Source organism: Deinococcus sp. NW-56, assembly GCF_002953415.1.
Classification (GTDB): Bacteria; Deinococcota; Deinococci; order Deinococcales; family Deinococcaceae; genus Deinococcus.
The window spans coordinates 1,697,674-1,709,083 of the sequence record NZ_CP026516.1; the positions used below are offsets into that span (position 1 = coordinate 1,697,674).

The following is an 11,410-nucleotide window of genomic DNA, read 5'->3' on the forward strand; positions in this document are numbered from 1 at the left end:
TGACCGCTGATACCGGGGGCGTCCAATGCCGCCGGAAGTTCGTGCACCACGCCCGCCCAATTCACCCCCCCTGATTACGCTCCATGCGTAATATATTTGACCCGTTTCAAGTCTGGGAGTATACTGTCAAGACCTTCGGGGGCGCACCCAGCGCCCGTTTTTTCCGAATCGACCTGCCCAAGCTCAGGACGTGTCCCTACGGGGGCAACGCCAGGAGGATCATGACCCAGACTCCCGCCTATGACGCCAGCTCCATCTCGATTCTCAAGGGGCTGGAGGCCGTTCGCAAGCGCCCCGGCATGTACGTGCAGGGCGGCACCGGCATCGACGGCTACCACCAACTGCTGACCGAGATCATCGACAACGCCATCGACGAGGGCCTGGGCGGCTTTGCCGACGAGGTTCACGTCATCATGCACGCCGACGGCTCGGCCACTGTCACCGACAACGGGCGCGGCATTCCCGTGGACATGATGAAGTCCGAAAACCGCCCCGCCATCGAGGTGATCTTCACCGAGCTGCACGCGGGCGGCAAGTTCGGCGGCGGCGCCTACAAGGTGTCCGGCGGCCTGCACGGGGTCGGCTCCAGCGTGGTGAACGCGCTGTCGACCTACCTCGACGTGACGGTGAACAAGGGCGGCCAGCTGCACCACATCCGCTTCGAGAAGGGCGCGGTGACCACGCCGCTGGAAGTGCTGGGCCAGACGCCCGCCGACGTGACGTGGTCGACCAAGGTCACCTTCCACCCCGACCCACAGGTCTTCTCGGAGTTCGAGAACCTCTTCAATTACGACCGCATCCGGGGCCGCCTGCGCGAGCTGGCCTACCTGACCGGCCTGAAGATCGTCGTGCGCGATGAGCGCACCGAACTGCACGCCGGGGAGATCCGCGAGGAGGTGTTCCACGAGCAGGGCGGCATCGCCAACTTTGCCCGGGCGCTCGTGACCGACGACACCAAGCTGCTGTACGACCAGCCCATCGTGATGCGCGGCTCGCACATGGACGTGGAGGTCGAGGTCGCGTTTATTCACGCGAACACCTACTCCAGCGACAACATCCTGACGTACGCGAACATGATTCGCACCCGCGACGGTGGCACGCCGCTGACTGGCTTCAAGACCGCGTACACGCGCATCCTGAACAAGTACGCCAAGGACAAGAACCTGATCAAATCCGGCAACCCGGTGCCCAGCGGCGACGACCTGCTCGAAGGCATCTACTGCGTGGTCAGCGTCAAGCTGGGCGAGCCGCAGTTCGAGTCGCAGGCCAAGGTCAAGCTGCTGAACAGCGAGGCGCAGACCGCCGTGAACGCCATCGTGGGCGAGAAGTTCGCGGAGTTCCTCGAAGAGAATCCCAAGATCGGCAAGACCATCGTGGAGAAGGCCGCCGAGGCCGCCCGCGCCCGCGAGGCCGCCCGCAAGGCCCGCGACATCGTCCGGCGCTCCAACCCGCTGGAAAACGACGACCTGCCCGGCAAGCTGGCCGACTGCTCCTCGCAGGACCCCTCCGAGTCCGAGCTGTTTATCGTCGAGGGCATCTCGGCCGGTGGCTCGGCCAAGGGCGGGCGTGAGCGGCGCTTCCAGGCGATTCTGCCCCTGCGCGGCAAGATCCTGAACGTCGAGAAGTCCGAGCTGAACAAGATTCTCAAGAACGCCGAGATCCGGGCGCTGATCGGGGCCATCGGCGCGGGCGTGGAGGGCACCGGGGACCGGATGCACTTCGACCTCTCCAACCTGCGTTACCACAAGATCATCATCATGACCGACGCGGACATGGACGGCGGGCACATCGCCACCCTGCTGCTGACCTTCTTCTACCGCTACATGCGCCCGGTCGTCGAGCAGGGTTACCTCTACATCGCGCAGCCGCCGCTGTACCGCATCCTGGTGGGCCGCGAGAAGAAGGGCACCTACCTCTACACCGAGGAAGAACTCAAGGCGCACGTCGCCCGTGCCAACAAGGAAGGCAAGAAGTACGAGATTCAGCGCTTCAAGGGGCTGGGTGAGATGAACGCCGTCCAGCTCTGGGACACCACCATGAACCCCGAGACGCGGGCGCTGAAGCAGGTCAAGGTCGAGGACCTGATGGAGACCAACGAGGTCTTCGAGGACCTGATGGGCTCGGAAGTCGCCCCCCGCAAGAAGTTCATTCAGGACAACGCTCGCTTCGCCGAGATCAGCGTCTAAGCGAAGGCAGAACCGAGAAGCCCGCCCCGTGCCAGTGGGGCGGGCTTCCTCCTTTGGGGGCTTGACCCGCTGGTCGGAGTGCGGACAATGGAGCATCTGCCCTGCTTGACCCCCCTGTCCACCCCAGGAGTGCCCATGACCCGTCTGCTGATGCCCACGCTCCTCTCGACCTTTTTGCTCGCTGCCTCGGGGTACGCCCAAACCGGACCGAAAAGCAGCCTGGTAGGCGCTCCTTTCACGCCAGACGCGGTCATCGTGACCGACCGCAGCGCCGTCAATGAATTCGCAGGGGCGCTGCGGGAGGCGGCCGCCCAGGCGGGGGGCACCTGCCAGAAGAGCGAATACGTGGTCTGGCCGGAATCCAGAGACGACCTCGCCGAGCAATTTCAGGAGGGCCTGAAGGCCCTGGGCTACAGCCTCACCCTGCTGGACGAGGCCGACGAGGACGGGTATGTGGCGGCCTTTCGCCTCGCCGGAACGGGCAAGACGCCGCTGGCTGGTCTGTGGGTTGACGACGGCGACGGGGTGGTGCTGGGATGGTGCACCCTGAACACGGCCGCTGCGCCCCGCGCCAGCGCGTCGGCTCCGGCTCCCCGCCCAGCCGCGGCACCTGCACCCACCGCGCAGGCCAGCGCCCTTCACCTTCAACCGGGCAAGTACGGCTGCACCGAGACGCGGCCCCGACTGGTGAACGGCTCCTGGCAGTTCGAGTTCCAGGCCCGCGGCGCCATCCAGCTTCAACCCGACGGGCGCTACGTGGACCCTTTTGGCGTGACGGGCCGTTACACGCTGAATACCGGGCGCACGGCGGCCACCTTTTCCGGCGGAGCGCTTGGCGGCGGCACCGCCACCCCCATCGAGGGCGAGGTAGGCCGCCTGCGCGTGACGATTCCTACGGCGAGCGGCGAACGCCGCTGGACCTGCGGGCGGATGTAACCGCCCGGCTCAGCCCCGCCCTGCCCCCCACTCCACAAACTCCACCAGGTCCGCGTACTGCCGCTCCAGGCTGGGGCGGTGGACATACATCATGTGCCCGGCCTCGTAGAAGACCTCGCGGACATTCCCGCGCAGGCTGGGGTCGAGACCGAGGTGATCGAGCGTGTGCCGGGTCGCGTGGTACGGCGTGGCGAAGTCGAAGTAGCCTGACGCCACCAGCACCTTGAGGTGCTCATTCTGGTGCATGGCTTTCCGCAGCGTGTCCGAGACACGCACATGCTTGTTCTCGAACTCCTTGTAGCTCCAGGGCCGCACCCGCATGGTCAGAATCTCGTAGGGGAGGTCGGACTCGAAGCCCAACTCCGTCCGCACGTAGTGGTTCATCGCCGCCGTGTACGGCCCCAGGATGGCGCTGAGGCTGGGGTCGTACTCGTTCGCCTCGCCGCCCGAATCGCGGTCCAGCCCGGTAAAGCGGCTGTCGAGACGGCCCACCGTGCGGCCTTCGTCGCGCAGCAGTTCCTTGCAGAAGCGGGCCAGGGTGACGCGCAGGTTGTTGCGCCGGACAAAGCCCACGTCCAGCCCGGTCAGCGCCGCGTAGCGCTCGGCCACCACCCGCTGTTCTTCCTCGCTCAGGCGCGGGCCGAGATGCAGGGCGCGGGCATAGTCGCCGTCCGCGAAAGCCTCGGCCTCGCGCAACACGTCGTTCAGCGAACGCTCACCGCCGAGCTTGCCGTGATACCACGCGGTCGCGGCGGCGGTGGGCAGGTGGACGATGTACGGCAGGTCGTGCCCCGGCGTGAAGTCCACCGTCGAGAAGTCGAGAATCGAGCTGATGAGCATGATCCCGTTCAGGAACAGGCCGTGCCGCTCCTGCAAGTACCCGCTGAGGCCCGCCGCCCGCGTGGTGCCGTAGCTCTCGCCGATCAGAAACTTGGGGCTGAGCCAGCGCCCGGCCCGGCTGGTCCACAGCCGGATAAAGTCGCCCACCGACTCGATGTCCTTCTGGAAGCCGTGGAAGTCGCCGGGCTTCTCGCCTTCCGTGACGCGCGAGTACCCGGTGCTCACCGGGTCGATGAACACGAGGTCCGAGTGCGTCAGCAGGGTGAAGTCGTTGTCGGTCAGGTCGTAGGGTGGCCCGGTCAGCGCCCCCGCGTCGCCCATGACCACCCGGCGCGGCCCCAGCAGGCCGAGGTGCAGCCACACCGACGAGCTGCCAGGCCCGCCGTTGAAGCTGAAAGTGACGGGCCGCGTGCGTGGGTCGTGCTCGCCGTCGAGCGCGTAGGCCACGAAAAAGACGCGGGCGCGGGGCTTGACCCCCTCCGACTCGCCGTCTTTCGCGTGCTTCTCCTCGGCCAGCACCATCGTCCCCGCCGTGACGGTGTAGGCCAGTTCGCGGCCCCCCACGGTGATGCGGTGGCGGGTGACGCTGACCTCATCGCGGGGCTTCTCGTCCTCGGGGCGGTCCCGCTCGCCGGTCTTGACCTTGACCCTCACTTCGGTGCCCGGCTCGGTCGCCTGCTTCTCCTGTTCGTCGCTCATGGGTAGGGTAGTTCTAGCGCGTGGGGCCGCCGCGGCTTCCGACTAGCCGAAATACCCCAGCAACTCCATCAGCATCCGCGCGTAGTCATCTGGCTTGAGGCCCCGCTTTTCCAACCGCACCGACGGCGGGAAGGTCGTCACCTCGGTCCGGTGGGGAAAACGCTTGAGGCCCGGCGCGTCGTAGTCGAGCGACTTGTACGCGAAGGTCACCTGAAGGTGCGTCATCGTCTCCCCGATGCTCAGCACGCGCTTGGCGACCGCCGTCAGCCGCAGCTTGGCGAGGTCGATGAAGTTCTGAACCTCCGGGGTGGGCGGCCCGTACTTCTTGCGGAGGTCGCGCTCCACCCGGCTGACCGCCTGGAGGGTCCGCGCCTCGGAGAGCCGCCCGTAGGTGGCGATGCGCTCCTCCTCGTTGCCGCTGAAGTAGTCGGGCGTGAGGCGGGCGTTGATGGGCAGGTCGATGGAGACGGAGGCGGGCGCTTCCATCTTCTCGCCCTTGAGTTTGGCAACCGCCTGCGCGAGCATCTCGGTGTATACGTCGATGGACACGGCCTGCACGTGCCCGTGCTGCTCCTCGCCGAGGATGTTGCCCACCCCGCGAATCTCCATGTCCTTTTCGGCGAGCAGGTGCCCCGAGCCGAGGTCTTGCAGGTCGGCAATTGCCCACAGCCGCCGCTGGGCGTTCTCGGTCATGCGCGGCGGGTAGAAGAGGTAGGCGTAGGCGGTCTGCTGCCGCCGCCCCACGCGCCCGCGAAGCTGGTAGAGCTGCGCGAGGCCCAGGCGGTCCGAGCGCTCGATCAGGATGGTGTTTGCCTCGGGGATGTCCAACCCCGTTTCCACGATGGTCGTGGAAATCAGCACGTCGAAGGCCCCCTCCGCGAAGCCCAGCATGATCTCCTCGAGTTCCTCCTCGTTCATGCGGCCGTGCGCCACGCCGATGCGGGCTTCCGGAATCAGGTTGCGCAGGTACAGGCTGCGGGCGCCGATGGACGCGATGCGGTCGTGGATGTAGAAGACCTTGCCGCCGCGCTCAATCTCGGAGAGGACCGCGTCGCGCACGGTCACCGGGTCGAAGGGCGCGAGCACCGTCTGGATGGGCTTGCGACCCTTGGGCGGCGTCTGGATGGAGCTCATGTCGCGCAGGCCCACCATGCTCATGTACAGGGTACGCGGGATGGGCGTGGCGGAAAGGGCCAGCGTGTCCACGGCCTTGATGCCCTCCGGAATCTCGATCTTGCCGTCCTTGGGCACGTCGGGCAGCCCGCGCATGGCCCGCAGCTTTTCCTTCTGGCTCACCCCGAAACGGTGTTCCTCGTCCACGATGATCAGGCCGAGGTCCTTGAACCCGATATCGCCCGAGAGGAGGCGGTGCGTCCCGATGATGATGTCCACCTTGCCCTGCGCAAGGTCGCCCAGGATGCTCTTGGCCTGCTTGTCCCCGGTGAAACGCGATAGGCCCTCCACCCGCACGGGCAGGTCTTTGAAGCGCTCCACAAAGGTGGAGGTGTGCTGCTCGGCGAGCAGAGTGGTGGGCACCAGCATGGCGACCTGTTTGCCGTGCCCCACGACGCGGTGGGCGGCCCGCAGCGCGACCTCCGTCTTGCCAAAGCCCACGTCGCCGGAGATCAGGCGGTCGGCGGGAATGGGACGCTCAAGGTCGCCCATCGTTTCCTTCAGGGCCGTCTTCTGGTCGGCGGTGAGGTCGAACTTGAAGTTCTGCTCGACCTGCGCGTCCCACTCGGGTTGGGGCGGGAAGGCGTTGCCGGGCGTGACCTGCCGGGCCGCGTACTGCACGAGCAGCTTGCCCGCGACCTCCTCGGCGTTCTTGCGGGCTTTTTCCTTGGCCTTGGCCCAGTCCTTCTTGTCGAAACTGGAGAGGACCGGCGGGTCGTCGGTGGTGCCGGGGTGCCGCCGCAGCACGGGCAGTTGCTCGATGGGCACGGCGAGGCGGGCGCCGCCCCGGTAGTCGAGGTTGAGGTAGTCGCGCGTGACGCCCAGCACCGTGCGCGTCTCCAGCCCCTGAAACTGCCCGATGCCGTGCTCGGGGTGGATCAGGTAGTCCCCGACGTGCAACCCCAGCGCGTCCGTGACGGGCTTGCCCGCCAGCTTGCGCCCCCGCAGCGCCGAGCCGCCCTGGAAACCGTAGATCAGGTCTTCTGTGAGCACGACCGCGCGGTGCTCGGGAATGGCGAAACCGCCCTCGCCGTTCGCGCGGAGGAAGCCCAGGCCGCCCTCCTCCACGCGGGGCACGCTCAGCCAGGGAATCTCGTGGGTGTTCAGCAGCCGGTCCGCAAGGTAAGCGGCGGTGCGGTCGTGGCGCACCAGGATCAGCACCCGGTATCCAGCCCCGCGCCACTCGCCAATATCGCGCTCCAGGTCAGATAAGCGGGCGCGGTAGAAGGGCAGCGGCGTCAGGCCCAGGTCGTAGTCGGTCAGCTCCAGCGGGGCGCGGCCAAAGGACGTGACCTCGCGCTCCCGCAGCCGGGGCCACAGGGTATCGGTGAGCGGCCCCAGCGCCGAGGCGTAGAACTCTGGCGCGTCCAGGAACACGCGGCCCGGCAGCAGGTCCAGGCGGGTGGCGTCCCACTTCACGTCGGTGAGGTAGTCGGCGGTGGGTTCCAGGGTGAAGTCCCGGATCTTCTCGCCTGTCAGCTCGCCCGCCCCCAGGCGGCGCAGGGTGTCCAGTTCGTCCCCGAAGAACTCGGCGCGGAGGGTCAGCCCGTCCTCGCCCGCTGGCACGCCCGCCCCCGGCCCCAGCCGCAACTCCAGCGTGTCGCCGCGCAGGAGGTAGCCCGTTTCATCGTCCTCGGGGTCTTGAAGGCGTTCGTAGCCCAGGCGTTCCAGCCGGGCGAGCAGGTCCTCGCGGGGGTAGCTCGCGCCCACCCGCAGGGCGAGGGCGTGGTCCTCGGGGTGCGCCGGGAAGAGGTCGAGGGCTGTGGTCACGTCCAGCATGACGTGATCGTGCTTGCCCGCCCAGTCGCGCAGTCCCGGATTGACCGACACAGGCGAGCCCAGCGCCCCGGCGGAGGCGTAGGTGCCCAGGCGGTCGGGGGTGGTGAGCAGCACGGCGGGGCCGGGGTGGGCAGCAAAGAGGGCGGCGCGGGCCACCTGTGGCAGCAGCAGCACGTTTCCGACCGGAGCGGTCGGCATCAGTCTGGAGAGGTTGGGGGCGGCGACCGTCACCGGAAGATTGTACGCGGGGAGGGCAAAGGGTACGGGGAGCGAGAGAACGGTCAGGCGGAGGCGAGGGCGAGGATGCGGTCGGGGAAAGCAGAGAAGGCGCTTTCGGGGGCGTCCACCTGCGGATGGTCCCAGGCAATCAGACGCACCGCCACCAGCCGCGCCTCACGGTGAACGACGAGGTTCTGTCCCCGGTATCCGTCGTGCCGGAAACCGACGTGCGGGCCTTGTTCGGTGCCCAGCCACTCCGCGTCCCTCGGAAACTCCTGGGGCCGCAAGCCCACTTGCCCGATCAGGTGCAGGACGCGGTCCCGCTCTACCCCCTGGCAGCGGCACCTTTCCAGCGCCGCCACCTGCTGCGGCGTGCCGCCTGCCCGCCGGAGCGATGCGATCTGGGCCTCACCGATGCTGTACCGCGTCCAGGCAGGGAGCATCCACCACAGCAGGCCGATGGACGGCTCGGCGGGCGTGGCGGGCCGCGTACTTTCCTCCAGCCACCGCCGCGAAATCAGGCCGCCTGCACCGTCCAGGGCCAGGTGCCCCAGCCGCGCGAGGTCGCGGGCATGGAGACGCAGCCCCGCCAGACCGTGCGGATTTCCGGCCGGGTCACGCACCCATTCCCACTCCTCCATCCCCAGCGGCCCGAACAGTTCCGCACGGGCGAAGTCGTCGGCCCTCTGCCCGGTGGCCCGCTCCAGCAGACCGCAAATCAGGTTGGCGGCCTTGTTGTTGTAGGCGAAGTATGTTCCAGGGTCATGGTCCAGCTCGGCACACAGCGCGAGCTGTACAAAGTCGGAGCTGGGGTAAATCTCCTTTCCCGTATGCAACTCATTTTGCAGGCCGCTCGTGTGCGTCATCAGGTGCCGCAGCGTCACGTCCCGCTTGCGCCCCTGCTGCCATTCGGGGAAGAACTCGCACACGGGCACGTCCGCCCCCGGCAGATGCCCCAGGGTCACCGCACGGCCCACGACCAAGCTCAGTACGGCCTTGGTCACGCTCATCGTCTCGATGGGACGGTCGCCGCGCCCGTCTATCACCTCGTCTACGACCACTTCACCGTCCCGCATCACGATGAGGGCGCTGGTGTTCGTGGCGCGGGCCTCGTCCACGAGGGCGTCGAGCTGGGCTGTGGGCATGGCCCAGCGTATCCCGGCGGCCCAGCCTGCGCCCGCCGATTTACCGGCCGGTGCGGCACCCCGTCAGCAGCGCGCGCGTACGCCCCGTGTTTATCCCGACAAAAGTGCTCAGGGTCGCCTCGCCCTGATGCTCCCACCACTCCAGGCCGCCGCGTGCCCCCTCCGGCCCGGCCCGGCTGGCGTAGCGGGCACCGCTGGCACTGAGAGCCTCGGCCAAGCCGTATTCACGCCCGCCCCAGTTCAGCACCACGAAGGTGGGGCCACCCGGACCGAAGGTGGCGTAGGTGGCGCTGATCTTCTGCCCACCGCCACAGGTGTAGTGGAAGGTTCGGGAGGAGCCGGGCGTGGAAGGGCCGCCCCCCGCTTCGGCAACCGGGGCTATAGCGAGGACCAGCAGGGCAGCCGCGACCAGCCTCATCGCTCCAGCCTACAGGCCGGGGGCCTCTGCCCATACAGATTACAAATCTGGTCAACTTCTCTGTTATGCTTTGTTTTGTGAAGCGGACGATTCTTTCTCTTACCGCCCTGGTGCTGCTGGGCAGCGCGGGCGCACAGCAGGCCAAGGAACTGCGCCTCGGGGTGTTCCCCAACGTGACCCATGCGGCCGGACTGGTCGGCGTTCAGCGCGGCCTCTTCCAGAAGGAACTTGGGGGCGTCAAGCTGGTCGTCAAGGAGTTCGCCAACGGCTCGCAGATCAACGAGGCGTTCGCGGCTGGCGCGATTGACGCGGCCTATGTCGGCCCCGGCCCGGCCATGAACGCCTTTATGCGCGGGGTGCCTATCCAGGTGTACGCGGGCGCCGCGAACGCGGGTGCGGTGCTGGTCGGGCGCAAGGACAGCGGCATCCGCAACGTCAAGGCGCTGAAGGGCAAGAAGGTCGCCGTGCCCACGCGCGGCTCGACCCAGGACATCAGCCTGCGGCACCTGCTGCACGAGAACGGCCTGAAGGCCACCGACGAGGGCGGCAACGTGACCATCGTGCCCATCGACCCGGCCAACATGCCCGCCGCCTTCGCCACCAAGCAGGTGGACGCCGCGCTGGTGCAGGAGCCCTGGGGCGCGATCATGGAGTCGCAGGGGGCCAAACTCATCGCCAACGAGAAGGCGATCTGGGAGGGAGGGAACTACACCACGACCGTCCTCGTCGTGAACACCAAGTTCGCCTCGCAGAACCCCGAAGTCGTCAAGGACCTGCTGCGCGGGCACCTCGCCGCGATCAATTTCATCGGGAAGAGCAACGCCGGGGCGCAGAAAGCCATCGCGGACCAGATTCAGGCCTTTACCGGCAAGCGGCCCAACACCGCCGAGCTGTTCAAGGCGCTGGCGCGGACCAAGGTGACCTGGGACATCAACCTCAAGACGCTGGCCGAGTACGCGCAGCTCAACAAGGAAGCGGGCTTCGCGCGGGACGTGCCCGACCTGAACAAGTTCGTGAACCTCAGCGTGATTCGCGGGCTGGCGAAGTAGGAGCCACCATCTTCCAGCAACCAGCAAGAGCCCCGGCATGACGCCGGGGCTTTTGTTGTGCTGATCGCTGGCGGCGGGAAGCGGGCCGCTACACTACCCCCATGACCGGACCCAGAAAAGGCTCCAGGGGCCGACCGCCCAAACGCACTGCCGCGCAGGGACGCGGCGGCATCACCCGCGACACCAGCCGCCCCGCCCGCGAGCCGGGGGGCCGCGAAGAAAAGCAGGGCGCCGGGGAGCGTCCCCGCACCCAGGGCCAGTCGCAGGGCCGGGGCGCCCTGTCCGGCACCAATCCCGCCCGCCGCAAGCCGGGAGAGCGCGGCGAAGGGCGGGGCGGCGAGCGGCCCTTCGCGTCGGGACCGGGCCGCAAGGCGCCGCCCAAGGTGACGCGGGAGGGCGCGGGCGGGGGCAAAAAGCCCCTGCCTGACCTCAAGCGGGTGCAGCTCGACGCGCCGGACCCGGACACGACCTTCCGCGACCGCGACGGCGAGCGCCTGACCTTTCCCGACAGCGCCCTCAAACGGGTCGCCGCCCGCATCCTGACCGACAAGAACAAGGCGTGGCGCTACCGGGCCTTCCCCTTTCCCCTCTTCACCGACCGGGGCACCGAGCAGTCCTTTTACTTCGACTTCTACATCTACGACGCGGAAGACTCGGTCATCCGGCTGATTCTGGTCGTGCCCTTCGAGTCGCGCGAGGTCTGGGACCGGGTGGGGCGCTTCAAGCGGCAATACCCCATGTACCGCTACGAGCTGTGGACGCCGGAGCGGCTGGCGCAACTGGGACGGCCACGGGCGCAGCTCGGGTTCTGAACCATCCCTCCCAGCGAAGTGTCTTCAAGCGTCAGAGCGCCGTGAGAGCGATCTGGTAACGTTTCCACCTATGGGCGGCGACCTCGCGGCAGCGGGCCTGACCGGGCCAGCGCGGGGCCGCCGCCGCCTCTGACTTTCGCGCACTACACCGGGC

8 protein-coding genes are annotated in these 11,410 nt (G+C 67.8%); 4 read left to right on the top strand and 4 right to left on the bottom strand.

The annotated features are described in order from the left end of the window. The first annotated feature begins 221 nt into the window (after positions 1-221). Positions 222-2,186: a DNA topoisomerase subunit B gene (locus C3K08_RS08545; protein WP_104990923.1), complete on the top strand. Its 1,965-nt coding sequence runs from the start codon at positions 222-224 to the stop codon at positions 2,184-2,186. A gap of 135 nt (positions 2,187-2,321) precedes the next feature. Then, on the top strand, positions 2,322-3,122 hold the full coding sequence (locus C3K08_RS08550) for a hypothetical protein (protein ID WP_104990924.1): 801 nt from the start codon (positions 2,322-2,324) through the stop codon (positions 3,120-3,122). A 9-nt stretch (positions 3,123-3,131) separates the two neighbouring features. Here the strand turns inward: C3K08_RS08550 and C3K08_RS08555 are convergent, their stop codons facing one another. Genes C3K08_RS08555 through C3K08_RS08570 form a run of 4 tightly spaced genes read right to left on the bottom strand, consistent with a single transcriptional unit; the run spans position 3,132 to position 9,395 of the window. Beyond that, the gene (locus C3K08_RS08555) at positions 3,132-4,661 is read right to left on the bottom strand and encodes a S10 family peptidase (RefSeq protein WP_104990925.1); all 1,530 of its coding nucleotides are present in this window, start codon (positions 4,659-4,661) and stop codon (positions 3,132-3,134) included. 42 nt (positions 4,662-4,703) lie between these two features. Continuing rightward, positions 4,704-7,844 carry a DEAD/DEAH box helicase gene (locus tag C3K08_RS08560; RefSeq protein WP_104990926.1) on the bottom strand — a complete coding sequence of 1,047 codons (3,141 nt, stop codon included), beginning with the start codon at positions 7,842-7,844 and terminating at the stop codon, positions 4,704-4,706. A gap of 50 nt (positions 7,845-7,894) precedes the next feature. Continuing rightward, positions 7,895-8,977 carry a serine hydrolase gene (locus C3K08_RS08565; RefSeq protein WP_104990927.1) on the bottom strand — a complete coding sequence of 361 codons (1,083 nt, stop codon included), beginning with the start codon at positions 8,975-8,977 and terminating at the stop codon, positions 7,895-7,897. A 40-nt stretch (positions 8,978-9,017) separates the two neighbouring features. Then, positions 9,018-9,395 carry an MliC family protein gene (locus C3K08_RS08570; RefSeq protein ID WP_104990928.1) on the bottom strand — a complete coding sequence of 126 codons (378 nt, stop codon included), beginning with the start codon at positions 9,393-9,395 and terminating at the stop codon, positions 9,018-9,020. Between the two features lie 77 nt (positions 9,396-9,472). On the opposite strand from C3K08_RS08570, the gene C3K08_RS08575 reads away from it, so the two are divergent. Together C3K08_RS08575 and C3K08_RS08580 are read left to right on the top strand one after the other, a co-directional pair. Further along, the gene (locus C3K08_RS08575; protein WP_199776900.1) at positions 9,473-10,444 is read left to right on the top strand and encodes an ABC transporter substrate-binding protein; all 972 of its coding nucleotides are present in this window, start codon (positions 9,473-9,475) and stop codon (positions 10,442-10,444) included. A 101-nt stretch (positions 10,445-10,545) separates the two neighbouring features. After that, a complete protein-coding gene (locus tag C3K08_RS08580) occupies positions 10,546-11,256 on the top strand; it encodes a hypothetical protein (RefSeq protein WP_104990930.1) in 711 nt (236 codons plus the stop codon). Positions 11,257-11,410: the final 154 nt, after the last annotated feature.

Bases quoted from the DNA above. Each gene is read 5' to 3' on its own strand.
- C3K08_RS08555 (WP_104990925.1), bottom strand. From the start codon at position 4,661: ATGAGCGACGAACAGGAGAAGCAGGCGACCGAGCCGGGCACCGAAGTG.
- C3K08_RS08580 (WP_104990930.1), top strand. From the start codon at position 10,546: ATGACCGGACCCAGAAAAGGCTCCAGGGGCCGACCGCCCAAACGCACT.
- C3K08_RS08565 (WP_104990927.1), bottom strand. From the start codon at position 8,977: ATGCCCACAGCCCAGCTCGACGCCCTCGTGGACGAGGCCCGCGCCACG.
- C3K08_RS08550 (WP_104990924.1), top strand. From the start codon at position 2,322: ATGACCCGTCTGCTGATGCCCACGCTCCTCTCGACCTTTTTGCTCGCT.
- C3K08_RS08545 (WP_104990923.1), top strand. From the start codon at position 222: ATGACCCAGACTCCCGCCTATGACGCCAGCTCCATCTCGATTCTCAAG.
- C3K08_RS08570 (WP_104990928.1), bottom strand. From the start codon at position 9,395: ATGAGGCTGGTCGCGGCTGCCCTGCTGGTCCTCGCTATAGCCCCGGTT.